Genomic DNA, 26,466 nt, shown 5'->3' with positions numbered 1-26,466 from the left:
CGTGCTGCGCCGGACAATCAGGCCCCTGGACCTCACGTCGCCGGACGAGCTCGCCGCGCTGCTCGACCGGCACGACTACCTGGCCGACGACGGCCTGGCCACCGCCGCGTTCCTGGCGCTGCGGATGGGCCGGCCGCTGTTCCTGGAGGGCGAGGCCGGGGTCGGCAAGACCGAGCTGGCCAAGACCCTGGCCGCGCTGCTCGACGCGCCGCTGATCCGGCTGCAGTGCTACGAGGGGCTCGACGCCTCCCAGGCGCTCTACGACTGGGACTTCGCCCGCCAGCTCCTGCACCTCAAGACCGCCGAGGCGGCCGGCGTGGCCGACGCCGCCCGGCTCGAAGGGGAGATCTACGACCGGCGCTTCCTCATCGCGCGGCCGCTGCTGAAGGCGCTGGAGACGCAGCCGAGCGTGCTGCTGGTCGACGAGATCGACCGGGCCGACGACGAGTTCGAGGCGTTCCTGCTGGAGGTGCTGTCCGACTTCACCATCTCCATCCCCGAGCTGGGCACCGTCAGGGCCGCCAGCCCGCCCGTCGTCGTGGTCACCTCCAACCGCACCCGCGAGGTCCACGACGCGCTCAAGCGCCGCTGCCTCTACCACTGGCTGGAGCATCCCGGCTTCGACCGGGAGGTGGCGATCCTGCTGCGCCGGCTGCCCGGCTGCACCGAGACGCTGGCCGCCCAGGTGGCCCGCGCCGCCCGGCGGCTGCGCGAGGCCGGCCTGGTCAAGCCGCCCGGCGTGGCCGAGACGCTCGACTGGACCGAGGCGCTGCTCACGCTAGGCGCCCGCGAGCTCGACCCGGGCCGCGCCGCCGCCGCGCTCGGCGCGGCGCTGAAATACCGCGAGGACGTCGAGCGCGTCCTGGGCGAGGGGCTGCTCGCCCATGAATGACCTGGCGGCCACCGTCACGGCCTTCGCCCGCACGCTGCGGGCCGCCGGCGTGGCCGCCGACCAGGAGCGGGTCCAGGCCATGCTGCGCGCCCTGGACCACCTCGACCTGACCTCGCCCGGCGACGTCTACTGGGCCGGGCGGCTGACGCTCTGCGCCGGACCCGACGACCTGCCCCGCTACGACCGGTGCTTCGCCGCGTTCTTCGGCGGCGTCCGGGCCGAGCCTGGCCGGACCGCGACCACCTCCGTCACCCGCCACACCGCCGCCGAGGACGGCGGGCGCCAGGGCGAGGGGGAGGCCGCGCCCGCCACCGCCAGCCGGGCCGAGATCCTGCGCCACCGCGACGTGGCCCGCCTCACCGAGGCCGAGCGCGCCGAGGTGCACCGGCTGCTCGCCCTGCTCAGCGGCCGCCGCCCGGTCCGCCGCTCGCGCCGCCACGAGCGCGCCCGGCGCGGCGGCCTCGACCGGCGGCGCACCGTGCGCGAGGCGCTGAAGACGGGGGAGCCCGCCCGGCTGCTGCGGCGCAGGCACACCGTCAGGCCGCGCCGGGTGGTGCTGTTCGTGGACGTCAGCGGCTCCATGAGCCCCTACGCCGAGACGCTGCTGCGCTTCGCCCACGCCCTGGTCAGGACCGGGCCACGGGTCACCGCCGTCTACTCCGTCGGCACCCGGCTCACCTGCGTCACCGCCGAGCTGCGCCACCGCGACCCCGGCACGGCGCTCGACGCGGTGTCGCGGGCCATCCCCGACTGGAGCGGCGGCACCCGGCTGGGGGAGGAGCTGCGCGAGTTCCTGATTCGGCGCAGCGCCCGCGGCGCGATCGTGGTCATCGCCTCCGACGGGTGGGAGCGCGGCGACCCGGCGCTGCTCGGCGCCCAGATGGCCCGGCTGTCCCGCCAGGCCCACCGGGTGATCTGGGTAAACCCGCACAAAGGGTACGAGGACTACCAGCCGCTGACCGGAGGCATGCGGGCCGCCCTGCCGTACCTGGACGACCTGGTGGCCGGGCACAGCCTGGCCGCCTACGAGGCACTCAGCGAAAGGCTCGCCCATGCGTGACGTGCTGCCGGAGATCATGCGCTGGTGGGAATCGGGGCTGCGGTTCGGGCTCGCGACGGTCGTGAGCACGTTCAGCAGCGCGCCCCGGCCGCCCGGGGCCGCGATGGCGGTGCGCGGCGACGAGGTGGTCGGCAGCGTCTCCGGCGGCTGCGTCGAGGGCGCGGTCTTCGAGCTCGCCGCCGAGATCGACACCCCCGTCCTGCAGAGGTACGGGGTCAGCGACGACGACGCGTTCGCCGTCGGGCTCACCTGCGGCGGCATCATCGACGTCCTCGTCGAGCCGATCTCCCTGGAGACCTTCCCCGAGCTGGGGGAGGTCGCCGCGTCCGTCGCCGCGCACGAGCCCGTGGCCGTCGCCACCGTCGTGGCGGGCCCCGGCCGCATCGGCGCCCGCCGCGTCGTCTGGCCGGACCGCTCGGCCGGCACGCTCGGGCCGCGCCGGCTCGACGAGGCCGTGGACGACGACGCCCGCGGCATGCTCGCCCAGGGCCTGACCGCCATCCGCCACTACGGCGGCGAGGGGGAGCGGCGGCTGGACGACCTGTCGGTGTTCGTGCACGCCTTCGCGCCGCCGCCGCGAATGCTGGTGTTCGGCGCGATCGACTTCGCCGCGGCCGTCGCCCGGGTCGGCAAGTTCCTCGGCTACCACGTCACCGTCTGTGACGCCCGGCCCGTCTTCGCCACCCCCAAGCGCTTCCCGGAGGCCGACGAGGTCGTGGTCAGGTGGCCGCACGACTACCTCGCCTCCGTCGCGGTGGACGAGCGCACGGTCGTCTGCGTGCTCACCCACGACCCCAAGTTCGACGTGCCGCTGCTGGAGGTGGCGCTGCGCACGGAGGCGGGCTACGTGGGCGCGATGGGCTCGCGCCGCACCCACGAGGACCGGCTGGCGCGGCTGCGCGAGGCCGGGCTGACCGAGGCCGAGCTGGCCCGGCTGCGCTCGCCCATCGGCCTCGACCTGGGCGCCCGCACCCCGGAGGAGACCGCCGTGTCGATCGCCGCCGAGCTCATCCAGCTCCGCTGGGGCGGCTCCGGCAGGCCGCTCACCCACACCGAGGGCCGCATTCACCACGAGACCACTTCCGGCGGGGCGCCATGACGTACACGAAGGTGGCCGGGCTGCTGCTCGCGGCCGGGCAGGGGGCGCGGCTGGGCCGGCCCAAGGCGCTGCTGGAGCACGCCGGCGAGCGGCTGGTCGACCGGGGCGTCCGGCTGCTGGAGGAGGGCGGCTGCCACCCGGTCGTCGTCGTGCTCGGCGCCGCCACGGTGCAGGTGCGCCGGGCCGTCACCGTGCGCAACCCCGGCTGGGCGAGCGGCATGGGCTCCTCGCTGCGCACCGGCCTGGCCGCGCTGCCCGAGGAGGCGGAGGCGGTGGTGGTCGCGCTGGTCGACCAGCCGTTCGTGCGGCCGGAGGCGGTGCGCGCGCTCATCGCCTCGGGCGCGCCCGTCGCGGTCGCCACCTACGACGGCCGCCGCCGCAACCCGGTGCTGATCGCCCGCCCGCACTTCGCCGGGGTGGCCGAGCTGGCCCGGGGCGACGTGGGCGCCAGGCCCTTCCTGAAGGCCCACCCCGAGCTGGTCGCCGAGGTGCCCTGCCCCGGCGACCCGGCCGACATCGACACGCCTGAGGACCTGCGGCTACTGCAGGCGGAGTGAGGCGATCGCGGCCCGGTGGTCGCTGCCCGTCGCCGGGGCCACGCCCGCCTTCGTCGCCGTCATGCCGCGGAACAGGATGTGGTCGGGCCTGGTGATGGGGAACTCGGCGGGCCAGGTGAAGCCGAACCCGTCGCCGGCCACCTCCTGCGCGTCGGTCAGCGGCGGCGTCAGGCCGCGCATGCCCCGGTCGGTGGTGGCCGTGTTGAGGTCGCCCAGCAGCAGGATCCGCTCGCTGCGGTCGGCGTCGATGAGCTTGCGCGCCTGGGCCAGCGAGGCGTCGCGCGAGGCCGTGTGGCCCGGCCTGGCCGAGGCCAGGTGCATCACGTAGACGGTGACCTTCCCCTTCGGCGTCGACACCACCGCACGCAGCGCGCGGGGCCAGCCCATGCCCACGTCCAGCGGGCGCTTGTCGGTGATCGGGTAGCGGCTCCACAGGCCGACCGTGCTGACCGGGTAGCGGTGCTTGAACATCTTGTTGAGCTGCTTGGCCGCCGGGCCGCCCGGCGTGAGCTCCTGGGCGGCCAGCAGGTCGAGGCCGTCGGCGACGGCCCGCACCGCCTCTCCCGAGGCGTCGTTGCGCACGCCCACGTTGACGGTGCCGACGGCCAGGTCGCTCGGCCCGCCCGGCGGCGTGCGCACCAGCGTCGAGCCGAACATCGCCGCCCACACCACGCCCGGCACCAGGGCCGCCGCCGTCGCCACCCCCGACCGGGCCACGAGGGCGGCCAGCAGCAGCACGGGCACGGCCAGCCCGATCCACGGCAGCACGCTCTCCATCACGGGGGTGAACCCGCCCAGCACGGGGATCAACCGGTGTCCTGCCAGAGCCGCGGCGACCACGACCGACACGACGACGACGCCGTTCCTCAACATTCTGACCAAGCTAGCGGCTCGCCGCTGCGATAGCCTTTCGCCATCGCAACGGAACATCATTCGGTAGGTGGGGAGTCGGGCATGCGCATCGGGATGGCACTGAACTACTCGGGCGGTTTCAAGGAGACGGTCGCCGAGCTGGCCGACTACGAGAAGGCCGGGCTCGACATCGTCTTCGTGGCCGAGGCCTACAGTTTCGACGCCGTCAGCCAGATGGGCTACATCGCGGCCAGGACCGAGCGGCTGGAGATCGCCTCCGGCATCCTGCCCATCTACTCGCGCACGCCCACGCTGCTGGCGATGACGGCCGCGGGCATGGACTACGTCTCCGACGGCCGCTTCACGCTCGGCCTGGGCGCCTCCGGCCCGCAGGTCATCGAGGGCTTCCACGGCGTCCCCTACACCGCGCCGCTGGGCCGTACCCGCGAGGTCATCGAGATCTGCCGCCAGGTGTGGCGGCGCGAGCGCGTCCAGTACGACGGCAAGCACTACACGCTGCCGCTGCCCGCCGACCGCGGCACCGGCCTGGGCAAGCCGCTCAAGCTCATCAACCACCCGGTACGCCCCCGCATCCCGATCGTGGTCGCCGCCATCGGCCCTAAGAACGTCGAGCTGACCGCCGAGCTCGCCGAGGGCTGGGAGCCGATCTTCTACATGCCGGAGAAGGCCGCCGACGTGTGGGGCCCCTCGCTGGCCGCCGGTAAGGCCAGGCGTGACCCGGAGCTGGGCGAGCTGGACGTGATCGCGCAGGCGTCGCTGGCGATCGGCGACGACGTGGCCGGGCTGCTGGAGTTCGGCCGCCCGATGGCCGCTCTGTACATCGGCGGCATGGGCGCCAAGGGCAAGAACTTCTACAACGACCTGGCCCGGCGCTACGGCTACGAGAAGGAGGCCGAGCGGATCCAGGACCTCTACCTCGACGGCAAGAAGGACGAGGCGGCGGCGCTGGTGCCGCAGGAGCTGCTGGAGAAGATGTCGCTGATCGGCGACGAGGGCTTCGTGCGCGACCGGGTGGCCGCGATGAAGGAGTCGGGCGTGACGACGCTCAACGTCGCCCCGCTGGGCCGCACGCACGAGGACCGGGTGCGGCTGATCGAGACGATCAAGGAGATCGCCGGCTGAAAGTTTTCCGACAAGGGGCTCGTTCTTGGAATAAAGGCGAATGAGCCCCTTGTTAGGGACGTCCGTGAGGTTTTCGGTCATCATCGTGCGGCTCGTGGAGCGGCTGCACATCGATCTGTGCCGCGTGCTGGGCTCGCTCTGTCGCTGATCGCGCATTCCCGCGCTCGATCGCCAGACACCCCTTCCCACCTCCGGAGTTCTGTTTTCCGTGAAGAGATTCAGCTTTTCCCTGCAGTTGCTGCTGGGCCTCGTGTTCGGCGTGGCCCTCGGGTTCGTCGCCAGGATTTGGGACGTCGCCTGGCTCGCCGAGACGCTGACCCAGGTCGGCGCGCTCTTCGTCCAGCTCCTCAAGCTCGCGGTGCCGCCGCTGGTGTTCACCGCCGTCCTCGTCAGCGTCGCCAACCTGCGTAACGTCAATGGCGCCGCCCGGCTGGCCTCCAAGACGCTGCTGTGGTTCCTCGTCACCGCCGCCGTCTCCGTGGCCTTCGCCATCGGCCTCGGCCTGCTCGTCAACCCCGGCCGCGGCGTCACCCTCGACACCGGCGCCGCCAAGGCCCCCGAGAACACCGGCTCCTGGCTCGACTTCGTCACCGGCATCGTGCCGACCAACGTCGTCACCGCCTTCACCGAGGTCAACGTCCTGCAGATCGTGTTCCTCGGCGTGGTGGTCGGCGCCGCCGCGCTGGCCGTCGGCGAGAAGGCCGAGCCCCTGCTCAACCTCGGCCGCTCGGTGCTCGAGCTGGTCCAGAAGGCCCTGTGGTGGGTCATCCGGCTCGCCCCCATCGGCACCGCCGGGCTCATCGGCAAGGCCGTCTCCACCTACGGCTGGGACCTGCTCGCCCCGCTCGCCAAGTTCAGCGCCGCCGTCTACATCGGCTGCTTCATCGTGCTGCTGGCCGTCTACCCGACGCTGCTCGCCGTCTGGGGCAAGGTCAGCCCGATCCGCTTCTTCCGCAACGCCTGGCCCGCCATCGAGCTGGCCTTCGTCTCCCGCTCCTCCGTCGGCACCCTGCCGCTGACCCAGCGCGTCACCGTCGAGCGCAACGGCGTCGACGCCGACTACGCCTCCTTCGCCGTGCCGTTCGGCGCCACCACCAAGATGGACGGCTGCGCCTCCGTCTACCCGGCGCTGGCCGCGATCTTCGTGGCCCAGGTGTTCGGCGTGCCGCTCGGGCTGGGGGAGTACCTGCTGATCGCGTTCGTCTCGGTCGTCGGCTCCGCCGCCACCGCCGGGCTCACGGGCGCCATCGTCATGCTCACGCTCACGCTCAGCACGCTGGGCCTGCCGCTGGAGGGCGTCGGGCTGCTGCTGGCCATCGACCCGATCCTGGACATGATCCGCACCGCCACCAACGTGACGGGGCAGATGGTCGTCCCGGTGCTGGTCGCGCGCTCGGAGGGCCGCCTGGACGAGGCCGTCTTCAACGCCCCGTCCCAGCCTCTCACCGGCGCCCCCGCCGCCACGCGCTCGCCGGAGCCGGTCCCGGCCTGACCTGACATCGACGCCCGAGGGCGGGGAGCCACCCCGGCTCCCCGCCCTCTTGCTGCGTCCGGACGGCGGATCTTCCCGCGCGCACGGCCGGATGTGCGGCGGGCGGGGGCTGTGGGGCCTATGGTTGGTCCGAAACTGCAGTGGTGAGTTGTGAGTATTGGCGGAGATATGTCCGACGCGACGCCGTCCCTGGTCGCAGGCCGGTACCGGCTTGACGAGCTCATCGGCAGCGGGCCGATGGGAGAGCTGTGGCGCGGCTACGACACCCGCGCCGACTGGACCGTGGCGGTCAAGGTCCTGGGCGCCAGGGCCAAGGGCGCGGCCACCCGCCAGGTGCTGCGCGAGCACGCCCAGGCCGTCGCCCGGGTCATCCACCCGAACGTGGCCATGGTGCTCGACGTGGGCGACCACGAGGGGGCGCCGTTCCTGGTGATGGAGTTCCTCACCGGGCCCAGCCTGGACGAGGAAGTGGCCGCGCGCGGGCCGCTGAAGGTCGTGGAGGTGTGCGACCTGATCGGCCAGGCCGCCGCCGGGCTGGACGCCGCGCACCGGGCCGGCGTGGTGCACGGGCACGTCCGCCCGCACAGCTTCCGGCAGGCGGGCAGCGGAGTGCTGAAGGTCGTCGGGTTCGGCCTGGGCGAGCAGGCGCCCGGCGACGGCGACCCGCACTACCGGGCCCCCGAGGGGGAGGGCGGGCCGCCCGCGGACCTGTACGCGCTCGGCGTGGTCTGCTACGAGCTGCTCACCGGCCACAAGCCCGCCGGGCAGCCGCCGGGCGCGCTGCGCCAGGGCGTGCCCGCGGAGCTCGACCGGCTGGTGATGTCCCTGCTGTCCGCCGACCCCGGCCGCCGTCCCGCCAGCGGCGAGTCACTACGCCGGGCGCTGGCCGCCGTCGCCAGGCCGCGCGCCACCGTGCCGTCGCCCACGACCGAGGTGCACGCGCGGCCCCCGCTCCAGGCCCCCGCCCCGCGGGCCGGTGACACGGCCGTCTTCGACGCGGCCGAGCTCGCGCCCCCGCCACCGGGCGGCGGGGGCGGCGGCAACCGGCGGCTGTACGTCCAGTTCGGCGCCGCCCTGGCCGCGATCGTCGCCATCACCGTCGTGATGATCCTCTGGGGCGCCTCCGGGGACGAGCAGCCGGTCGCCGAGAACACCCCCGCCCCGTCGGTCGCCGTGACCAGCACGCCCGACACCACGCCCGAGCCCATGCCCACCGTCGAACCTTTCCCCACCACCACCCCCGAGCCCGCACGCGAGCCCACCTCGCTGCGGGAGACCGACGGGGCGAACCCCAAGGGCACCGTCGGCGTCGGCGTGCCGCCGGGCGGCTGGGAGGGCTACCTCAGGCAGTTCGGCTCCGCGCTGACCGCCCAGATGCGGCTGAACGGCATCGACCCCCACGTCGCCGGCAAGGCCCAGGAGAAGCTCGCCAAGGCCGCACGCAAGTTCGCCGAGGGGCACGAGGACTCCGGGCGCGACCACGTCCGCGGCGTCCTGCGCGACCTCCTGCGCGCCCAGGAGAAGGGCGAGATCGCCAAGGAGGGGCCGCTGCCGGAGTGGCTGAGCGAATGGCGTGTGGAGTAGGCGCCCGAGGCGATGTTCGATACGCGTACATTGGCGAAATGACGGTCAATCATCAGGAACGGCGGGCCCGGCTCGCGGCGATGCTGCCCGCGCACGGGGTCGAGGCCATGCTGGTCACCTCGGCGGTCAACGTCCGCTACCTCACCGGGCTGGCCAGCTCCAACGCCGCCGTCCTGATCAGGGCGGACGGCTCGGCCCTGCTCGTCACCGACAACCGCTACATCGACAAGACCCACAGCCTCGACGTCGAGGCCGTGGAGGCGTCCGACGTGGCCGGCGAGCTCGCCGCCCCCGGCGTCGGCATCGAGGCCGCCAGCATGAGCGTGGCGACCTACCACCGGCTCGGCGCCGGGCTCGTCCCGCTGGAGCCCCTGGTAGAACGGCTCAGGGCGGTCAAGGACGACGACGAGCTGGAGCTCCTGCGCACCGCCTGCGCCATCACCGACCAGGCGTTCGCCGACATCATCCGCACCATCGGGCCCGGCGTCACCGAACGCGACCTGGCCCGCCTCCTCGACGCCCGGATGATCGAGCTGGGCGCCGACAAGCCCGCCTTCGAGACCATCGTCGCCGCCGGCGAGAACGGCGCCGTCCCCCACCACGCCCCCACCGACAGGGAGCTGCGCTCGGGCGACCTCGTCACCATGGACTTCGGCGCCCTCTACCAGGGCTACCACGCCGACATGACCCGTACGGTCAGCCTCGGCGAGCCCGCCGCCTGGCAGCGGGAGATCTACGAGCTGGTGGCCCAGGCGCAGCGGGCCGGCAGCCTGGCGGTGCTCCCCGGGGCCGAGGCCAAGCAGGTGGACGCCGCCTCACGCGACATCATCAAGGCCGCCGGTCACGGCGACCACTTCCGTCACGGCCTCGGCCACGGCGTCGGCCTGGAGATCCACGAGGAGCCGTTCCTCGGCCCTTCGCGTACCGGTAGACTTGAGGACCGAGTTCCGATCACCGTCGAGCCGGGGGTCTATCTCCCGGGCCGGGGCGGCGTTCGCATCGAGGACACAGTCGTGACACGCGGGGGCGGCGCGGAACTTTTCACCAAGACGACCAAGGAGCTGCTCGTTCTGTAGAGCGGCCGCACGCGGGAGATGACGAGTGGCGACGACCAACGACCTCAAGAACGGCATGGTGCTGAAGCTCGACGGTGGTGAGCTGTGGGCCGTCGTGGAGTTCCAGCACGTCAAGCCGGGCAAGGGCGGCGCGTTCGTGCGCACCAAGCTCAAGAACGTGCTGTCCGGCAAGGTCGTCGACAAGACCTTCAACGCCGGCGTCAAGGTCGACGTGGCCAACGTCGACAAGCGCGAGATGCAGTATTCCTACCGTGACGGCGACGACTTCGTGTTCATGGACACCGAGACCTACGACATGGTCAACGTGCCCAGCCGCACCGTCGGCGACGCCGCCAACTACATGCTGGAGAACACGCTCGCCACGGTGGCCTTCAACGAGGGCTCCGCGCTCTACGTGGACCTGCCCGCCGCCGTCGAGCTGACCGTCGCCGAGACCGAGCCCGGCCTGCAGGGCGACCGCTCCACCGGCGGCACCAAGCCCGCCACCCTGGAGACCGGCGCCGAGATCAAGGTGCCGCTGTTCATCACCACCGGCGAGCGGGTCAAGGTCGACACCCGCAGCGGCGAGTACCTCGGCCGGGCCTGAGGTGTCGGCACGAGGAAAAGCACGCAGGCGCGCCCTCGACATCCTCTTCGAGGCCGAACTGCGCACGGAGGACCCGCTCAAGATCCTCGCCGAGCGGGTGGAGCGGGGCGACCCGCCGGTCAACGAATACACCTCGGCCATCGTCGAGGGCGTCGCCCGGCACCACGCCCGCATCGACGAGCTCATCACGACCTACTCCGAGGGCTGGACCCTCGAACGCATGCCCGCCGTCGACCGCAACCTGCTGCGCGGCGGCACGTACGAGCTGCTGTGGATGCCCGACGTCCCCGAGGGCGTCGTCATCAGCGAGTGGGTCCACCTGGCCGGTGAGCTGTCGACGGACGAGTCGCCGCAGTTCATCAACGGGCTGCTGGCCCGCTTCAAGCAGCTCAAGCCCAGCCTGACCCTCTAGCGCGGGGCCGCCCCGGCGAAGACGGCGAGGGCCGCGTCCGGCCCGGAGGCCGGCCGCGGCCCGCGTGATCAGTGGCCGGAAGCCACGGCCCGCTCCTGGGCCAGGCGCTCCTCGCCCGACAGGTCGTTGAGCGGCTTCTCCTTCAGAAACAGCACCGCCACCAGGGCCAGCGCCGTCAGCGGCACCCCGATGAGGAACAGGTCGGCGGTGGCCGTCGCGTACACGTCCTGGATGATCGCCACCACCTGCGGCGGCAGCGTGGAGATGTCCGGGACCGCGCCCTCGCCCCCGCCGCCACCGGCGGCCAGCGGGCCGAGCCGCTCCTTCATCTGCGACGTCACCTGGCTCGCCAGCACCGCGCCCAGCGCGCTGACGCCGATCGTGCCGCCCATGCTGCGGAAGAACGACAGCGCCGAGGTGGTGACGCCCAGGTCGTGCGCGGGGACGTCGTTCTGCGCCGCCAGGACCAGGTTCTGCATGAGCATGCCGACGCCGATGCCGAGCACCGCCATGTAGACGCCGAGCAGCACCGTGCTGGTCTTGCCGTCGATGGTGCTGAGCAGGGCCATCCCGGCGAGCATCGTGACGCCGCCCGCCACCAGGAAGCCCTTCCAACGGCCCCACCTGGTGATGAGCTGGCCCGCGACGGTCGAGGAGATCAGCAGGCCGAACACCATCGGCAGGCTCATCAGGCCCGCCACGGTCGGCGACTTGCCGAGCGCCACCTGGAAGTACTGCGACAGGAACACGGTGCCGCCGAACATCGCCACACCCACCAGCACGCTCGCCACGGTGGTGAGGGTGACGGTGCGGTTGCGGAACAGGTACAGCGGGATGATCGGCTCAGGCGCCCGCGACTCCACCCAGACGGCCAGCGCCAGGACGATCAGGCCGCCGCCCACGAGGCCCACGGTCCACCAGGAGCCCCAGGCGAACTGGTGGCCGGCCAGCGACGACCAGATGAGCAGCGTGGAGACGCCCACCGTGATGAGCAGCGCGCCCAGGTAGTCGACCTTCACGTCCTTGCGCACCACCGGCAGGTTCAGCGTGCGCTGCAGCAGGATGATGGCCACGATCGTGAACGGCACGCCGAACAGGAAGCACCAGCGCCAGCCGAGCCAGGAGGTGTCGACGAGCACGCCGCCGATCAGCGGCCCGGCGACCGTGCCGATGCCGAACACGGCGCCGAAGATGCCGGCGTAGCGGCCCAGCTCGCGCGGCGGGATCATGGCCGCCATCACGACCATCGACAGGGCCGTCATGCCGCCCGCGCCGATGCCCTGGACGACCCGGCTGACGATGAGGATCTCCACGTTCGGCGTCAGGCCCGCGATGAGCGAGCCGGCGACGAACAGTCCCAGGGAGAGCTGGATGAGCAGCTTCTTGCTGTAGAGGTCGGACATCTTCCCCCAGAGCGGCACCGTGGCCGTCATGGCCAGCAGCTCGGAGGTGACGATCCAGGTGTAGACGGTCTGGGAGCCGTTCAGGTCGGTGATGATGCGGGGCAGGGCGTTGGCCACGACGGTCGAGGCCAGGATGGACACGAACATGCCCACCATCAGCCCTGACAGAGCCTGCAGGACCTTGCGCCGGGATGTGCGCTCGGCGGGCGCGGCCTCGGGTCCGGGCTGCGCGCTGGTCGTTGTCATGTTTCCTCTCAGGCAGGGACACGCGGCGCCCCGGTCGGGCGCCGCGCGGTCGGGCGATGGTTCAGGGAAGGTCTTGGGAGGGTCTTCGGGGCGGGTCAGGGCGTGGACAGGCCCTCGGCCAGCCGGGTGAACGCCTCGTCGAGCAGCACCGTCAGCGTGGGGACCCCGTCACCGGCGCTCCAGCGCATCATCATGGCCCGGAAGGCCGCCATGGAGACGGCCGTGACGAGGTGGGCGTAGCCCTCGTCGCCGGCCCGCTCGGCGAGCAGGCCCGTCAGCACCAGCTCGGTCTCGACGCCGCCGGAGACGAGGTGCGGCAGGAGCGACGGGTTCTGCTCCAGCACCCTCAGCCGGAGCAGCCACCACTCGCGCTGGTCCTGCACCTGCTCGGCCTGCTCGCGCAGCACCAGGTGCAGCGCGTCGAGGGCGGGCACGTCGCCGGGGACGCCGGCCAGCCGCTCCTTGAGCTCGGCGCCGACCATCCGGTTGCGGCCGATGAGGGCGTCTTCCTTGGACGGGAAGTAGTTGAAGAACGTGCGCGAGGAGACGTCCACGGCCTCCGCTATGTCCTCCACCGTGACCCCCGCGAGGCCGCGCTCGGCGACCAGCGTCAGGGCGGCGCGCTCCAGCGCCGCGCGGGTCTCGAGCTTCTTGCGGTCCCTCCGGCTGAGCTCGTCGTTGCTGTCCACGGTGGTCACAACGAACAGGGTAGGGAAGAAATTTCAGGATCTGCAATCTTTCATGATGCGAAGTACGGCAGATCACACAGGGTACGCATTCCCGACGAAGGCCCGGTTGGCGCGTCCGAGGGAAAGCGCCTGCCGTCCGGGGGCGCGGAGGGCGGCGCGCACGGCGTAGGCTGGGCTGGTCGGTGGAAAGAGGGAGGCTCGACGTTGCGTGCTGAAGGCGTCACGAGGACCCCGGCGGTGCGGACCGCCGTCGTCTGGGACGCGCTACGGGCGGTGCTGGCCGAGCTGGCCGCCGCCACCGGACGCGAGGCCCTCGACATCGTCGACGCCGGGGGCGGCACCGGCGGGTTCGCCGTGCCGCTGGCCGCGCTGGGCCACACCGTGACCGTCGTCGACCCGAGCCCCGACTCGCTGGCCGCGCTGGAGCGCCGGGCCAAGGAGCGTGACGTGGAGGTGCGCGGCCTGCAGGGCGACGCCGCCGACCTGGGCGACCTGCTCAGCCGCGACAGCGCCGACCTGGTGCTGTCGCACAGCGTGCTCGAGTACGTGGACGACCCGGTCGGCGCGCTGTCGGCGATGGCCGGGCTGCTGCGCGAGGGCGGCGCGGTGAGCGTGCTGGCCGCCAACCCCGTCGCCAGCGCCATCCACCGGGCGCTGGCCGGGCAGTTCGACGAGGCCAGGGCCGTGCTGGCCGACCCGATGGGCAGCTGGGGCGACCGCGACCCCACGCCCCGCCGCTTCACCGGCGAGACCCTGACCGGGCTGCTGACCTCGGCCGGGTTCCGGCCGGGCGCGGTGCACGGGGTGCGCGTCTTCGCCGACCTGGTGCCCAGCCGGCTGGTCGACGGCGAGGCCGGCGCCGCCGAGGCGCTGGCGGCGCTGGAGCAGGCCGCCTCCGCCCACCCGGTGCTGCGCGACATCGCGACCCAGCTGCACGTGCTGGGCCACAAGGCCTCGGCGTAGAACGCCTGTTCGGATAGACTCGGCGGCGTGTCTCGCAAGCAGATCACCGGCATCGGCCCCGCTCCGCGGACCGGGGGCGACGACAGCGGCTGCCCGATCCTGCATGTCGACATGGACGCCTTCTTCGCCAGCGTCGAGCTGCTGGAGCGGCCGGAGCTGCGCGGCCTGCCGGTGATCGTGGGCTCGCCCGCGGGCCGGGGCGTGGTGCTCAGCGCCACCTACGAGGCCAGGGCGCGGGGCGTGCACTCGGCGATGCCGATGAGCCGGGCGCGCCGGCTGTGCCCGCAGGCCACGATCATCCCGCCCAGCCACGGCAAGTACGCCGAGGTCTCCAGAGGCGTGATGGAGATCTTCCACGCGATCACGCCGCTCGTCGAGCCGATCGCCTCCGACGAGGCGTTCCTCGACGTGGCAGGGGCCCGGCGCCGGCTGGGCTCGCCCGCGGAGATCGCGGCCGGGATCAGGGCCGAGGTGCTGGAGCGCTACGGCATCACCTGCTCGGTGGGCGTCGCGGGCAGCAAATTCATCGCCAAACTCGCCTCAAAGCAGTGCAAGCCCGACGGCATGCTCGTGGTGCCGCCCGACGACGTCGTGGCCTTCCTGCACCCGCTGCCCGTCTCGGCGCTGTGGGGCGTGGGCGAGCGCACCGAGCAGTCGCTCGTGCGCCTCGGCATCCGCACCGTCGGCGACCTGGCCAGAGTGCCGGTGTCCACGCTGCAGCGCGAGCTCGGCCAGGCGGTCGGCGGCCACCTGGCGGCGCTGGCGTGGGGGCGCGACGAGCGGCCGGTGACCGCGCACGTCCCCGACAAGAGCATCGGCAACGAGGAGACCTTCGCCGCGGACGTCGACGACCCCGACGTGATCAGGCGTGAGCTGCTGAGACTGTCCGAACGTGTCGCGGCCAGGATGCGTAAGGCCGGACACGTGGGCAGGACTGTAAGTGTGAAGCTGCGCCGAGCCGACTTCTCCACGATCAGCCGGTCCCGGACTCTCAAGGAGCCGACCGACGTCGCCCAGGAGATTTACGCCACAGCGTGCGAGCTGTTCCAGGCGGCAGGTCTGGAACGGGTGCGGCTGCGCCTCGTGGGGGTCCGGATGGAGGGCCTGCGCCCGGCCGATTCGGCCTCACGCCAGCTCAGCCTGGGTGAGCGGGAGACCGGCTGGCGCGAGGCCGAGCAGGCCATGGACCGGGCCGTACGCAGATTCGGCCCCGATGCGGTGCTCCCGGCTTCGCTTGTCCGGGGCAGACTTGATGAAATGGAGGCGTGAGGAGATGTCACGACTTCCGGGGAGGAGGGCGATATGGCGCAGAATGAAGCCATGACGTCACCTCCGGTTTGGTCTGCGTTGGACGTTTGCTTTCGCCTACGTCTACAGCCTCGTATTCTGGGGATAACCGACCGCGAGGTTCGGACACCCCGTGTCGTCCGTTGCCGTCTTCCCCGTCCAGGGGCCGTCCTTGGGAGGCGCCGTGCCGCTCTCTGAGCACGAGCAGCGCTTGCTCGACCAGATCGAGCAGGCCCTCTACGCCGAGGACCCGAAGTGGGCCAACACCGTAAGGATCAGTGACCCGCGCAGCCATTACAAGCGTCGCCTGATCAAAGCCTCCGTCGGCTTTGCTCTCGGCGTCGTCCTGCTGATGGTCGGCGTTGTGATCAACCTGATCCCGCTCGGCGTCGGCGGTTTCGTGGTCATGCTCGCCGCGTGTCTGTGGGGTCTGTCCAGTTGGAAACGCATGAACGGGTTCGGCGGCGACTCCGCCCCGGCGCCCGGCGCCCCCGCTCCGGGCAAACAGGCCCGCCGGGGAAACCGGGGGACCTTCATGGAACGCATGGAGGAGCGCTGGCGCCGTCGCCACGACGAGCGCTGAGCCTCAACAGCCCGTGAAACGGTCGTGCGGCCGCCCCCAGCCAGGGGAGCGGCCGCACGACCGTTTCGTCACGCGCCCTTCTGCGACGCCGTCCGGCGCAGCCTGATGTTCTCCAGCCGGTCAAACCCGTCCAGCAGGCCCTCGCCCAGGCCGCGCAGCCGGCGCATCGTCGAGGGCGGCATCAGCACCGCCCGCACCCGCCTGGCCCGCGACACGGTCGCCGCCAGCGCCTGGCGCACCCGGCGCAGATCCTTGCCCATCGGCGCGATCTCGCCCGGCTCCCTGGCGTACAGCACCCGCTCCACCGTCGAGGCGATCGCCGCGATCGACGCCGCCGCCTCCGCGTCGAACTCGTACTGCTCCGTCAGCCGCCGTGCCAGCGCGCGCGGCGTCTCGCTCGCCCCGCGCGCCATCCCGTAGTCGCACAGCGCGTCGTCCAGCTCCGCCCAGGCGGCCGCGACCGCCGGATGGCGGCTCGCCACCACCCGGGCCGTCACCTCGTCCGACGGCTCGCTCACCTTCCAGCCGAGCGCGCGCACCCGCCTGCTGCGGGTGAACAGCCGCACCGCGGCCGGGACGAGCAGCACCAGCAGGAGCACGCCCGCGCCGATGCCGATCTGCGCGATCAGCGGGGTCGACTCCTCCGGCGGCACCCCGCCGTTGGCCAGCAGCGCCGCCTCACGGTCGAGCTGACGCGGGTTCTGGCGGTTCTGCGGGCCCAGCGCCTCGCTGTCGGGGCTGCCCGACGAGCCCGGCGTCGGCTCATCTGCGCTGCCCGTCGAGCGGGTCTGCGGGATCGTGTACGCGGGCACCCGGGCGCTGCCCTGCCCCGCCGACCCCGCCGGCGTCGGCTCGAACGGCAGCCAGCCCACGCCCTCGAAGTACAGCTCCGGCCAGGCGTGCGAGTCGTTGGTCGCCACCGTCCACTGGCCGCCGATCTGCGTGCCGCCCGTGTAGCCGATCGCCACCCGTGAAGGGATGCCGACGACCCGCGCCAGCAGCGCCATCGAGGCCGCGAACTGCTCGCAGTAGCCCGCCCGGCTGGCCAGCAGGAAGTCCTGCAGCGCCGAGTTGCTGTGCCCCTGCGTCTCCAGGCTGTAGACGAACCCGCCGGTCCTGGTGAAGAACTGCTGCAGCTTCACCGCCCGCTGGTAGCCCGTCTCGGCGCCCCTGGTCTCCTGGCGGGCCAGCTCCCTGATCTCCTCCGGCAGGTTCTCCGGCAGCTGCAGGTAGCGCGGGTCGGCCGCCTCGCCGCCCGGCGGCAGCGAGTCGAGCACCTCGGCGGTGACCTGCGGCTCGCCCGACAGCACCTGGTACTCGAGCCCGGCCGCCTCGTCGACGGTGGAGAAGACCATCAGCGTGCTGACGTCCGCGCGCCAGTCGCCGTCCACCTGGATCGCTCTCGGCGGGTACGGCAGCGGCAGGAACGACAGCTTGGAGATCTCCTCGCTCATCGTGATCTGCGTGCTGACGTCCGCCACCTTCACCTCACGCCCGAGGCCGGGCGGCGGGGGCAGCGGGCCGTTGTCCGTCCGGTTCTCCGGAGCGCCCTGCGGCTGCGTCATCCCGAACTGCTCGCCGTCGAACGTGTCGAGCGCGTAGATGCGCAGGTAGCGCGGCCTGCTGTCGTTGTTCGTGTAGGTCAGCACGGTGCGCCGCTCCGGCAGCTCCAGCCGCCCCTTCAGGTCCGCGATCGGGTCCGGGATGCTGATCGAGTTGCCCCGCCCGGAGCCGCTGCCGCCCACGCCGAAGGTGAAGAAGGAGACCGGCTCCATCGCGGGCAGCGCCGCCGGCACCACCACCGCCAGCGCGATCGCCGCGAAGCCGATGCGCTTGCCCGACAGGCGCAGCCCGCTGGTGTCGGCCTGCCCGCCCGCCCGCGGCGTCTGCTGGGCCGCGCGGGTCCGGCGCACCAGCACCGCCCGGCCCCAGTGCCCCACCCGCTCGCGCCCGTCGGCGATCAGCAGGCTGGTGAAGCCGAGCGCCGCCAGGATGAACGCCGGCCAGCTGATCGGGTCGGCCAGGATCGTGGCCGGCACCGTGGCCAGCGCCAGCAGCGGCAGCCCCGCCAGCGCCGCCCGCCGCAGCCGGGAGGCGAACAGGTCGACGATGATCGCGATCACGCCCACGCCGCCGGAGGTCAGCAGGGAGATGGGCTCGTTGGCGGGCACCGGCGCGGCGTAGCGCTGGATGTCGGCCCAGCCGGTGGTCAGCAGGTCGGCCAGCTCCAGCACCGACTCCTTGGTCGGCACCACCAGCGCCCAGGCCTCCTCGGCGGTGAAGGACACCGTCAGGTACAGGCCCAGCGCGGCCACGCTCACCAGCGCCGCCGCCCACGACGGCAGCGACAGCCGCCCGCTCACCAGGCTCGCCGCCATCACCGCCAGCACCGCGCCCAGCGACGCCCAGAACCAGGAGCCGCCGTCGAAGAGCGGGTAGAGCAGGATCGCCGCGGCGAACGTCGCCACGGCGGACGCCACAGAAAGCCTCATGCCGAACCTCCGCTGAGCACGTACCTGCCGCGGCTGCCGGCGTCCTGCCAGACCGAGGCGATCGAGACGCCCGCGGGCAGCCGGACGATCCGCCAGCCGTACCCGGCCAGCACCGTCTGCACGGCGTCGTAGTTCTCCGTCTGCCCGCCGTCCCAGGTGCCCACGTCGAGCAGCACCGCCACCGCGGTGATGCCGCTGTGCCGCAGCCGGGCCAGCTCGCGGGCCTCCTCGGGGTCGAGCGAGCCGAGCACGGCCACGATCAGCCCGTCGCCGCCGCCCTGCCGCAGCGCCGAGACGCCCATCTCCAGCGACCTGGCCGAGCTGCCGCGCACCATCGCCAGCGTGTCCAGCAGCGACCAGCTCAGCCCGGTGTCCGTCAGGTGCTCGGCGCCCTGGTCGGTGACCAGCCGCAGGCCCAGCCCCTCACGCGCCAGGTGCACGCCGATCGAGGCCGCCGCCGAGACCGCCACCTCGAAGGAGGAGCGCGGGCCCTCGCCGCGGTGGGCGAAGCGGCGGGTGTCGAGCAGGAGCGCGCCGCGGCTCTGCCACTGCTGCTCCTCGCGCCGCACCATCAGCTCGCCGTGGCGGGCGGTCGAGCGCCAGTGCACCCGGCGCAGGTCGTCGCCCTGCCGGTACTCGCGCGGCGCGACGTCGTCGTCGCCCGCCGCCGCCACGCTGCGGGTGCGGCTGTCGCCGCCGCCGGTCCACTCGCCCGACAGCCGTACGTGCGGCAGCGCCACCACCTGCGGCGTCACCACCAGCGTGTCGGTGATCGTGAACGCCCGGGTCAGCTCCACCAGGCCGAACGGGTCGGCGATCCGCACGGACAGCGGCCCGATCGGGTAGCGGCCGCGCAGGTCCGAGCGCACCTTGTAGTCGATCTCCCGCACGCCGCGGGCCTCCACCCGGTCCAGCACGAACCGGGGCCGCACGCCCAGCGCGTACGGGACGGTGTCCTCGATCAGCAGCAGCCCGGTCGGCAGCCTGGTCACGTTCTCCAGGCGCAGCGTCACGGTGGCCTCGCCGCCCGCCTCCGCCCTGGCCGGGTCCAGCCGCCTGGCGCAGCTCAGCCGGTAGCGCGTGCGCGCCACCACCAGGGCGGCCAGCAGCGGCAGCGCCGTCACCAGCACGCCGATCCTGAACAGGTCGTCCTCGCCCAGCAGGAACGCCATCACCAGCGCGGCGATCCCCGAGGCCAGGAACGAGCGTCCCCGCGAGGTGAGCGCCCGCAGTCCGGCTCTCACGACGCCCGGGTCTCCGGCACCGGCACGCGCCTGACCAGCTCCGCCACCACCTGCTCCGGCAGTCTGCGCTGGCCCTGCGCCTCCACGCTCGGCAGCAGCCGGTGCGCCAGCACGGGTACGGCCAGCTCCTGGAGGTCGTCCGGGATGACGTAGTCGCGGCCCGACAGCGCCGCGTTCGCCCTGGCCGCGCGGACGAGCTGCAGCGTCGACCGGGGGGAGGCGCCCAGCCGCAGGTCCGGCGAGTGGCGGGTGGCCACGACCAGGTCGATGGCGTACTTCTTGACCGGCTGCGACACGTACACCCCGCGCACGGCCGCGATCAGCGCGCGCACCTCCGCCTCGGTCGCGACCGGCTGCAGCTTGTCCAGCGGGGAGGTGCCGCCGTGCACGTCGAGCATCTCCAGCTCGGCCGTCGGCTCCGGATATCCCATCGCCACCCTGGCGGTGAACCGGTCGCGCTGCGCCTCCGGCAGGGGATAGGTGCCCTCCATCTCGATCGGGTTCTGCGTCGCGATCACCATGAACGGCGCGTCCAGCTCGTACGTCCTGCCGTCGACGGTGACCTGGCGCTCCTCCATGCACTCCAGCAAGGCCGACTGCGTCTTCGGCGAGGCGCGGTTGATCTCGTCGCCGACCACGATGTTGGCGAACACCGGCCCGGGCTTGAACTCGAACTCCCGGGTCTGCTGGTTGTAAGCGCTCACACCGGTGATGTCGCTGGGCAACAGGTCGGGGGTGAACTGCACCCGGCGCACGGGACAGTCGATGGACCGCGCCAGGGCCTTGGCCAGCATGGTCTTGCCGACTCCCGGGACGTCCTCGATCAACAGGTGGCCCTCGGCGAGCAGGACGGTCAGCGTCAGGCGGACGGCGTCGCTCTTCCCCTCGATCACGGACTCGATGGCCTGCCGGATCCGGTGCGCGGTGGAGACAAGCTCGCCGAGCTGGGGAGGGACGTCATGGGTTACTGCCACCAGGCCTCCATGGAGGTGCGACGGCCTGCCCCGCCCAAGGGTGCCTTTGCGGGAGACATGCCATTGTTTTCCATTATCTGTACGACCCTACGACTCTGTGGGTTCCGGAGCGACTTTTGCGGATATTCCAGAGAAGCCAGAGGTTGTTCATGTTCATGTCGCATTGCCGTGCGAATGCCGTGACACCGCCCCCCACGCGGCGCGCCACTTTCCCCCACCGCCGCCCCCTCTAGCGGCTCCGCCGGTTATTCGCCGGGCTTTTCCCGCTTCGACACGCCCACGGGCCGCCGTGCGGCCGCCCCCGCCCCCCACCCGACCCCATCGCGCTGACCTGCGATAACGCGTGGAAAACGACGGATGAACCGGGTTCGAATCAGTTGACGGTGGGGAGAAGTGGAGTATGGTGGTGCGCAGTGGAGGGCCCGGTGCACCAGCGCCGAGCGCTTCACGAGGCACGGGAGGTGGGGCCGATGTTCCTCGGCACCCATCAACCGCGTCTGGACGACAAGGGACGGCTGTTCCTGCCGGCTAAGTACCGTGAGGAGCTGGCGGAGGGTCTTGTGATCACCAAAGGCCAGGAGCGATGCCTCTACGTCTTTCCCGTGGAGGAGTTCCAGCGCATAACCGAGGCTCTCAGCACCGCCCCGGTCACCGCCAAGGCGGTGCGCGACTACAGCCGCGTCTTCTTCGCCAGCGCGTCCGACGAGAAACCAGACAAGCAGGGACGCATCACGATCCCGCAGGGGCTGCGGCAGTACGCCGGCCTGCAGCGTGACTGCGTGGTCATCGGTGCCAACACCCGGCTGGAGATCTGGGACGCGCAGGCCTGGGACACCTACCTCAACGCGCAGGAGCAGGCGTTCGCCGACCTGTCGGAGGAGGTGCTGCCAGGGATTCTCTAGAAGTCACGGTCGAGCCGTCGGAGATGTCGTTCGGCGAGGTCTCCACCCGCAACCACTGCCGGCCAGCTGATGCACCTTCCCCGGTGTCAGATGGCAGGCGTCCACGAAGAGGGTGCGGATGGGGACCTGGCCGGACGGCACCGGGGTGGGGACCCTTTGCAGGACGGACACATCGACCGGCCGCGTCATCCGCGAGCCAGGACGCGAGAGGGGGGTTTGGAGATGCACGACGACGCAGCCAAGGGCGGTCACGTTCCGGTCATGCTCGAGCGCGTACTGGAGCTGCTCGCTCCGGCGCTCACCGGCCCGGACCCCGTCGTCGTCGACGCCAACCTCGGCCTCGGCGGCCACGCGGAGGCACTGCTCGCCGCACACCCCGCGCTGCACCTCATCGGCATCGACCGCGACCCGTTCGCGATCGGCCACGCCACGCGCAGGCTCGCCCCCTACTCAGGGCGCACCACGCTCGTCCACGCCTCGTCCGACGAGATGGCCGCCGTGCTGGCCCGCGCCGGGCGCACCACGGTCGACGGGGTGCTGTTCGACCTGGGCGTCTCCTCGCCCCAGCTCGACGAGGCCGAGCGCGGTTTCGCCTATTCCTACGACGCCCCGCTCGACATGCGCATGGACACCGACCAGGAGCTCACCGCCGAGGTCGTGGTCAACACCTACCCCGCCGCCGAGCTGACCCGCATCCTGCGCGTCTACGGCGAGGAGAGGTTCGCCCCGCGTGTCGCGGGCCTGATCATCAAGGAACGGGCCAAAGACCCCATAACGTCGACGAAGCGGCTGGCCGACATCGTCCGCGAGGCGATTCCGGCCGCCACCCGGCGCACCGGGGGCAACCCCGCCAAACGAACGTTCCAGGCGCTGCGCATCGAGGTCAACGCGGAACTGGCCGCCCTGGAGGCGGCCCTGCCCGCGGCCCTCGACGCGCTGGCGCTCGGCGGGAGAGTCGTCGTGCTCTCCTACCACTCCCTGGAGGACCGGCTCACCAAGCAGGTCCTCACGGCGCGAACCAAGGACACCAGCCCGCCCGGGCTGCCCGTCCCGCTGCCGGCTCACCAGCCGCGGTTCCGCCTCCTGACGAGGGGAGCCGAGCTCCCGAGCGAAGAAGAGCTGACCCGCAACCCGCGGGCGGCTTCGGCCCGGCTCAGGGCCGCAGAGAGGATCCGTGTTGACGACCAGGACTGAGCAGGAGACCAGGCGGGGCGCGCCCGCCCGCGGCACTGTGCCCACGACCGGTCCCGCGGCCGGGAGCACGCCCGCGGCCGCGGCCGGACCGAAGACCGGCAGGCGCCGGCCCGACGTCCCGCACCCGGCCAAGCCCGTCCCCGAGACCGACCCGCGCCCGGCCCGCGGCGCCCGCCCGTCGCCCGACACCAGATCCCGCACCCCCCGCCCGGCCGCCGACCGCGCGGGCCGCCCGGGCCCTGACGCTTCCGGGCGTCCGGGACGTACGGGCGCCGAGCGCCCTGGGCGGACGGCCGCCGACGCGGAGCGCTCCGGCGCGGCGCGCACGGCACGCACGGCGTCCGACGGCGCGCAGCGTACGGGGCGGACGGCGGCCGAGCGGTCCGCCGGCGCGGCCTCCGAGCGCGCCGGCCGCACCAGGACCGAGGCCGCCCCGCGGTCTGCCGCCGGCGCCACCCGCACCCGGCCCGGCACCGACCCCCGCACGCGCAGGCCCCGCCCCGACCGCGGACGCGGCGTCGCCGGCGGGCTGGACGGGCAGGCGCGCCCCGCCGTCCGGCGACGCCCGGCACGGCGGCAGCGCGCCCCGTTCGTGCTGCTCGTCGTCGGGCTGCTCTGCGGCGGCCTGGTGAGCCTGCTGCTGCTCAACACCGTGCTGGCCCAGGACTCCATCACCGCCTCGACCCTCGTGGACGAGATCGCCAGCGAGCGGCAGCACAACGAGGACCTCAAGCGCAAGAACGAGCAGAGCAAGCTGCCCACGGAGATCGCCAGGCAGGCCGAGGAGCTCGGCATGCGCCCGGCGTGGGACAGCGTCGACCCCTACACCGCCGAGCCCGGCCAGGCGGTCCAGGGGCGGTGAGCGGCACCAGCGGCAGGGGTCAAGGTCCCGGTCGCGGCCCAGGCGGCGCCGGCTCTCACGGAGGGCCCGGCGCCGCTCGTCGTACGCCGGGCGGCCCGGGACGGGCGGGACGCAACACCTCCGCCCGCCCCGCGCCGCCGGACGAGCCCCGCGAACGGCCCGACCCGTTCGACCTCCCCTTCACCCGCGACTTCACCCCCGACGAGCCCGGCGACGACACCCCGCCGTCCCGGGGCGACGCCTCCAGGGGGCGCCCCCGCCGCGACGGCGAGGGGCCGTCCCGGAGTGACCCCCCGGGCGGCCGCTCCCGAGGTGACGGGGACGGGCCGTCCCGGGACGGCGCCTCCCGGGGCCGCCCCCGCCGCGACGGCGAGGGGCCGTCCCGGGGTGACGTCCCGGAAGGTCGCTCCCGGGGTGAGCGGGACGGGTCGCATCGGGGTGACGCCCCGGGCGGCCGGTCCCGTCGTGGCGGGGAGGGACGGAACGGCGGAGCCGGTGACGGCCCGAGGGGGCGGTCGCGGGGTGACGACGGCGAGGGCCCGCGCGACGGGGCCCGCCGAAGGCCCTCCGGGGGGCGCTCCCGTGATGGTGGTGAGGACGGGCCGGGCGGCAGGTTCCGGCAGGACGAGGGGCCGGGGACGCGTGGGCGTGCCCGGCAGGATGGTGGCGATGTGGCCCGCGGGCGGGCAGGTGACGGTGGCGAGCGGCCGAGGAGCCGCGGACCCCAGGGCGACGACCGGCCGAGGGGCCGGGGCGACAGGCAGGACGCGCCGGGCAGGCGCCCCACCACGGGCGGCCGCCGCCCGTTCCCGGACGAGCGCCGCCCCGGCCCGGACGACCGCCGCGCCCCCCAGGACGACCGGCGGGCCGACGGGGGCGGGCGCAGGCCGAGCCCGGCGGAGCGGGGACGGGAGGCCCCCGGGAGCGCCAGGCGGACGTCGCGTGACGCCGGCCAGAGCCCCAGGGGACGCACGCGCGACGGCTCCGACGGGCACCGGGGCCGCGACGGCGGGGAGGGCTACCGCAGCGCCCGCGAGGACGGCGGCCGCCGTCCGCCGCCCCGGGGGCCGCGCCAGGGCGGCGGGCGGCCGCCCGTGCCGCCGAGGCCGCCGCTGGTGCTGCGCCTGGGCAACCCGCGCCGGCGGATCAACATCGGCCTGATCGGCATGACGTTCGTGCTGTCGATCTTCGCCGGCCGCCTGATCCAGATGCAGGGCCTCGACTCCAAGGTGTACGAGGCGGCGGCGGTGGACCAGCGGCAGCAGACGGAGGAGATCCAGGCCAAGCGCGGCTCCATCACCGACGTGAACGGCCACGACCTGGCCGTGACGGTCGAGGCGCGGGAGATCGCCATCGACCCGACGAAGGTGCCCGAGGAGGTGCGCGGGAAGGTGGCCGCGCTGCTGGCGCGCCATCTGGGCAAGGACGAGCGCGAGCTGGCCGCCAAGCTGGCCCGCGTCGACACCCGCTACCAGCTCCTGGCCAGGGACGTGGAGCCGGTCGTGGCCACCCGCCTGCTGAAGGAGCCCATCCCGTCGCTGACGGCCACGGAGACGTACCGGCGGGTCTACCCGGGCGGCGACCTGGCGGGCAGCCTGATCGGCTTCGTCGGCGACGAGAAGAGCGGCCTGGCGGGCATGGAGCAGGCCCGTGACTCGGTGCTGGCGGGGCGTGACGGCGAGGTGCGGATGGAGACGGGCCGTGACGGCCTGCGCATCCCGATGACCAGCAGCCAGCGCACGCCGCCGGTCGACGGCCGTGACGTGCGGCTGACCATCGACCGCGACATCCAGTGGGCGGCCCAGAAGGCGATCGCCGAGCAGACGAGGAAGTCGGGCGCGAGCAGCGGCACCGTGATCGTCATGGACGTCCGCACGGCGCAGATCATCGCCATGGCCAACGCCCCCGAGCTCGACCTGGCCAACTGGCGCAAGGCGCCCGAGTCGCACTACGTCAACCGCGCCGCGGCCGAGGTGTTCGAGCCGGGCAGCACGAACAAGGTGATCACCGCCGCCGCCGCGCTGGAGGCGGGGGTGGTCGAGCCGGGCACGGTGTTCCACGTCAAGGACAACATCCAGTGCGCCGACCGGGTGCTGCGCGACGCGCACCCGCACCCGCCGCAGAACATGACCTTCCAGCAGGCGGTGGCCGAGTCGAGCAACGTGGCCACGGTCATGGCCGCGCGCAAGGTCGGCAGCCAGGGCCTGTACGAGATGCTCAAGGCGTTCGGGTTCGGCACGCGGCCGGGCGGCGGGGTGCCGGGCGCGGAGGCCGGGCTGCTGCCCGACTACAAGACCTGGTCGGGCAGCCAGAGCTGCACGGTCGCCTACGGGCAGGGCGTCTCGGTCACGGCGCTGCAGATGGCCAGCGTCTACCAGACGATCGCCAACGGCGGCGTCAAGATCGAGCCGCAGATCGTCGCCGGCACGACGGACGCGGCGGGCAGGTTCGTCCCCGCTCCTCCTGGTAAGCAGACCAGGGTGACCAGCGAGGAGACCGCCAAGGAGATCAGCACCATGCTCGAAGCCGCGGTGAGCGCGGAGGGCACCGGCGAGCTCGCCGCCATCCCGGGCTACCGGGTGGCGGGCAAGACCGGCACGGCCAACCGCTACGATGCCGAACTCGGCCGCTACGACGGCTACACCGCCTCGTTCGTGGGCTTCACGCCCGCCGACGCGCCCCGGCTGGTGGTGCTGTCGGTGCTGCAGAACCCCAAGAACGGCCACTTCGGCGGGCAGCTGGCCGCGCCGGTGTTCAAGGATGTGATGACGTTCGCCATCAAGAGCAGGAAGATTCCTCCCACAGGCTCCGCCGCCTCCCCGGTGCGGACACGCGCGGGACAGTGACGGGGAAAGGTACGCTGCCGCCGTGCGT

24 protein-coding genes are annotated in these 26,466 nt (G+C 73.0%); 18 read left to right on the top strand and 6 right to left on the bottom strand.

Translation table 11 applies throughout. The features are described 5' to 3' along the window. Position 1 precedes the first annotated feature (1 nt). The 4 genes from ACWDXC_RS23885 to ACWDXC_RS23870 are packed head-to-tail and all read left to right on the top strand — an operon-like array spanning position 2 to position 3,608. Positions 2-892 carry an AAA family ATPase gene (locus tag ACWDXC_RS23885; RefSeq protein ID WP_449985475.1) on the top strand — a complete coding sequence of 297 codons (891 nt, stop codon included), beginning with the start codon at positions 2-4 and terminating at the stop codon, positions 890-892. Beyond that, entirely contained in the window at positions 885-1,952 is a 1,068-nt protein-coding gene (locus ACWDXC_RS23880; RefSeq protein WP_449985473.1) for a vWA domain-containing protein, read from the top strand. The genes ACWDXC_RS23885 and ACWDXC_RS23880 overlap by 8 nt, the downstream gene beginning before the upstream one ends. Further along, positions 1,945-3,051 (top strand): XdhC family protein, encoded by a 1,107-nt coding sequence (locus ACWDXC_RS23875; RefSeq protein ID WP_449985470.1) that lies wholly within the window; start codon positions 1,945-1,947, stop codon positions 3,049-3,051. The genes ACWDXC_RS23880 and ACWDXC_RS23875 overlap by 8 nt, the downstream gene beginning before the upstream one ends. Further along, entirely contained in the window at positions 3,048-3,608 is a 561-nt protein-coding gene (locus ACWDXC_RS23870) for a nucleotidyltransferase family protein (protein ID WP_449985467.1), read from the top strand. Before ACWDXC_RS23875 ends, ACWDXC_RS23870 begins: the two co-directional genes overlap by 4 nt. Here ACWDXC_RS23870 and ACWDXC_RS23865 read toward each other — a convergent pair. Continuing rightward, entirely contained in the window at positions 3,591-4,481 is an 891-nt protein-coding gene (locus ACWDXC_RS23865) for an endonuclease/exonuclease/phosphatase family protein (protein WP_357586589.1), read from the bottom strand. The genes ACWDXC_RS23870 and ACWDXC_RS23865 overlap by 18 nt on opposite strands. 81 nt (positions 4,482-4,562) lie before the next feature. On the opposite strand from ACWDXC_RS23865, the gene ACWDXC_RS23860 reads away from it, so the two are divergent. The 7 genes from ACWDXC_RS23860 to nusB all read left to right on the top strand — a co-directional run bounded on the left by ACWDXC_RS23860 (position 4,563) and on the right by nusB (position 10,753). Next, positions 4,563-5,603 carry an LLM class F420-dependent oxidoreductase gene (locus tag ACWDXC_RS23860; protein WP_219507266.1) on the top strand — a complete coding sequence of 347 codons (1,041 nt, stop codon included), beginning with the start codon at positions 4,563-4,565 and terminating at the stop codon, positions 5,601-5,603. A gap of 40 nt (positions 5,604-5,643) precedes the next feature. Continuing rightward, complete coding sequence (locus tag ACWDXC_RS23855) at positions 5,644-5,751, top strand: putative leader peptide (RefSeq protein ID WP_364172309.1); 108 nt, start codon at positions 5,644-5,646, stop codon at positions 5,749-5,751. Between the two features lie 60 nt (positions 5,752-5,811). Continuing rightward, positions 5,812-7,095, top strand: coding sequence for a dicarboxylate/amino acid:cation symporter (locus ACWDXC_RS23850; protein ID WP_449985464.1), 1,284 nt, complete (start codon positions 5,812-5,814; stop codon positions 7,093-7,095). A gap of 168 nt (positions 7,096-7,263) precedes the next feature. Beyond that, positions 7,264-8,679, top strand: coding sequence for a protein kinase domain-containing protein (locus ACWDXC_RS23845; protein WP_449985461.1), 1,416 nt, complete (start codon positions 7,264-7,266; stop codon positions 8,677-8,679). Positions 8,680-8,717: 38 nt separating this feature from the next. Further along, positions 8,718-9,755, top strand: coding sequence for a M24 family metallopeptidase (locus tag ACWDXC_RS23840; RefSeq protein WP_449985458.1), 1,038 nt, complete (start codon positions 8,718-8,720; stop codon positions 9,753-9,755). A 25-nt stretch (positions 9,756-9,780) separates the two neighbouring features. Beyond that, positions 9,781-10,341 carry an elongation factor P gene (efp, locus tag ACWDXC_RS23835; RefSeq protein WP_449985455.1) on the top strand — a complete coding sequence of 187 codons (561 nt, stop codon included), beginning with the start codon at positions 9,781-9,783 and terminating at the stop codon, positions 10,339-10,341. Position 10,342: 1 nt separating this feature from the next. Beyond that, a complete protein-coding gene (gene nusB, locus ACWDXC_RS23830; RefSeq protein ID WP_219507271.1) occupies positions 10,343-10,753 on the top strand; it encodes a transcription antitermination factor NusB in 411 nt (136 codons plus the stop codon). Positions 10,754-10,821: 68 nt separating this feature from the next. On the opposite strand, the gene ACWDXC_RS23825 is transcribed toward nusB, so the two are convergent. Together ACWDXC_RS23825 and ACWDXC_RS23820 are read right to left on the bottom strand one after the other, a co-directional pair. Then, positions 10,822-12,402, bottom strand: coding sequence for an MDR family MFS transporter (locus ACWDXC_RS23825; protein ID WP_449985452.1), 1,581 nt, complete (start codon positions 12,400-12,402; stop codon positions 10,822-10,824). A 95-nt stretch (positions 12,403-12,497) separates the two neighbouring features. Further along, positions 12,498-13,100, bottom strand: coding sequence for an acyl-CoA-like ligand-binding transcription factor (locus tag ACWDXC_RS23820; RefSeq protein ID WP_449985449.1), 603 nt, complete (start codon positions 13,098-13,100; stop codon positions 12,498-12,500). Positions 13,101-13,295: 195 nt separating this feature from the next. Between ACWDXC_RS23820 and ACWDXC_RS23815 the strand changes: the two genes are divergently transcribed. The 3 genes from ACWDXC_RS23815 (at position 13,296) to ACWDXC_RS23805 (ending at position 15,924) form a co-directional block, all read left to right on the top strand. Then, the gene (locus tag ACWDXC_RS23815) at positions 13,296-14,054 is read left to right on the top strand and encodes a methyltransferase domain-containing protein (RefSeq protein WP_219507275.1); all 759 of its coding nucleotides are present in this window, start codon (positions 13,296-13,298) and stop codon (positions 14,052-14,054) included. Positions 14,055-14,081: 27 nt separating this feature from the next. Further along, on the top strand, positions 14,082-15,323 hold the full coding sequence (gene dinB / locus ACWDXC_RS23810) for a DNA polymerase IV (RefSeq protein WP_219507277.1): 1,242 nt from the start codon (positions 14,082-14,084) through the stop codon (positions 15,321-15,323). Positions 15,324-15,525: 202 nt separating this feature from the next. Continuing rightward, the gene (locus ACWDXC_RS23805; RefSeq protein ID WP_219507278.1) at positions 15,526-15,924 is read left to right on the top strand and encodes a DUF3040 domain-containing protein; all 399 of its coding nucleotides are present in this window, start codon (positions 15,526-15,528) and stop codon (positions 15,922-15,924) included. A gap of 68 nt (positions 15,925-15,992) precedes the next feature. Here the strand turns inward: ACWDXC_RS23805 and ACWDXC_RS23800 are convergent, their stop codons facing one another. The 3 genes from ACWDXC_RS23800 to ACWDXC_RS23790 are packed head-to-tail and all read right to left on the bottom strand — an operon-like array spanning position 15,993 to position 20,634. Then, the gene (locus ACWDXC_RS23800; protein WP_449985444.1) at positions 15,993-18,416 is read right to left on the bottom strand and encodes a transglutaminase family protein; all 2,424 of its coding nucleotides are present in this window, start codon (positions 18,414-18,416) and stop codon (positions 15,993-15,995) included. Continuing rightward, complete coding sequence (locus tag ACWDXC_RS23795; RefSeq protein ID WP_219507281.1) at positions 18,413-19,660, bottom strand: DUF58 domain-containing protein; 1,248 nt, start codon at positions 19,658-19,660, stop codon at positions 18,413-18,415. Before ACWDXC_RS23795 ends, ACWDXC_RS23800 begins: the two co-directional genes overlap by 4 nt. After that, positions 19,657-20,634, bottom strand: a complete 978-nt coding sequence (locus tag ACWDXC_RS23790; protein WP_364172291.1) for an AAA family ATPase — start codon at positions 20,632-20,634, stop codon at positions 19,657-19,659. The genes ACWDXC_RS23795 and ACWDXC_RS23790 overlap by 4 nt, the downstream gene beginning before the upstream one ends. Positions 20,635-21,104: 470 nt before the next feature. Here ACWDXC_RS23790 and mraZ point away from each other — a divergent pair, with 470 nt between their 5' ends. The 4 genes from mraZ to ACWDXC_RS23770 all read left to right on the top strand — a co-directional run bounded on the left by mraZ (position 21,105) and on the right by ACWDXC_RS23770 (position 26,438). Next, positions 21,105-21,536, top strand: coding sequence for a division/cell wall cluster transcriptional repressor MraZ (gene mraZ, locus ACWDXC_RS23785; RefSeq protein ID WP_219507284.1), 432 nt, complete (start codon positions 21,105-21,107; stop codon positions 21,534-21,536). Between the two features lie 222 nt (positions 21,537-21,758). Beyond that, the gene (gene rsmH / locus ACWDXC_RS23780) at positions 21,759-22,730 is read left to right on the top strand and encodes a 16S rRNA (cytosine(1402)-N(4))-methyltransferase RsmH (protein WP_449985439.1); all 972 of its coding nucleotides are present in this window, start codon (positions 21,759-21,761) and stop codon (positions 22,728-22,730) included. Beyond that, positions 22,714-23,592, top strand: coding sequence for a hypothetical protein (locus ACWDXC_RS23775; protein WP_449985436.1), 879 nt, complete (start codon positions 22,714-22,716; stop codon positions 23,590-23,592). Before rsmH ends, ACWDXC_RS23775 begins: the two co-directional genes overlap by 17 nt. A gap of 1,115 nt (positions 23,593-24,707) precedes the next feature. Then, on the top strand, positions 24,708-26,438 hold the full coding sequence (locus tag ACWDXC_RS23770; RefSeq protein WP_449985819.1) for a peptidoglycan D,D-transpeptidase FtsI family protein: 1,731 nt from the start codon (positions 24,708-24,710) through the stop codon (positions 26,436-26,438). The last annotated feature ends 28 nt before the right edge of the window (positions 26,439-26,466 follow it).

The sequence above is a fragment of the Nonomuraea sp. NPDC003214 genome (assembly GCF_053590035.1).
Note: the sequence above shows the minus strand (reverse complement) of the source record. Positions and strands in the feature narration are given on the sequence as shown.

Bases quoted from the DNA above. Each gene is read 5' to 3' on its own strand.
- ACWDXC_RS23880 (WP_449985473.1), top strand. From the start codon at position 885: ATGAATGACCTGGCGGCCACCGTCACGGCCTTCGCCCGCACGCTGCGG.
- ACWDXC_RS23875 (WP_449985470.1), top strand. From the start codon at position 1,945: ATGCGTGACGTGCTGCCGGAGATCATGCGCTGGTGGGAATCGGGGCTG.
- ACWDXC_RS23870 (WP_449985467.1), top strand. From the start codon at position 3,048: ATGACGTACACGAAGGTGGCCGGGCTGCTGCTCGCGGCCGGGCAGGGG.
- ACWDXC_RS23865 (WP_357586589.1), bottom strand. From the start codon at position 4,481: ATGTTGAGGAACGGCGTCGTCGTCGTGTCGGTCGTGGTCGCCGCGGCT.
- ACWDXC_RS23860 (WP_219507266.1), top strand. From the start codon at position 4,563: ATGCGCATCGGGATGGCACTGAACTACTCGGGCGGTTTCAAGGAGACG.
- ACWDXC_RS23855 (WP_364172309.1), top strand. From the start codon at position 5,644: ATGAGCCCCTTGTTAGGGACGTCCGTGAGGTTTTCGGTCATCATCGTG.
- ACWDXC_RS23845 (WP_449985461.1), top strand. From the start codon at position 7,264: ATGTCCGACGCGACGCCGTCCCTGGTCGCAGGCCGGTACCGGCTTGAC.
- ACWDXC_RS23840 (WP_449985458.1), top strand. From the start codon at position 8,718: ATGACGGTCAATCATCAGGAACGGCGGGCCCGGCTCGCGGCGATGCTG.
- ACWDXC_RS23825 (WP_449985452.1), bottom strand. From the start codon at position 12,402: ATGACAACGACCAGCGCGCAGCCCGGACCCGAGGCCGCGCCCGCCGAG.
- ACWDXC_RS23800 (WP_449985444.1), bottom strand. From the start codon at position 18,416: ATGAGGCTTTCTGTGGCGTCCGCCGTGGCGACGTTCGCCGCGGCGATC.
- mraZ (WP_219507284.1), top strand. From the start codon at position 21,105: ATGTTCCTCGGCACCCATCAACCGCGTCTGGACGACAAGGGACGGCTG.
- rsmH (WP_449985439.1), top strand. From the start codon at position 21,759: ATGCACGACGACGCAGCCAAGGGCGGTCACGTTCCGGTCATGCTCGAG.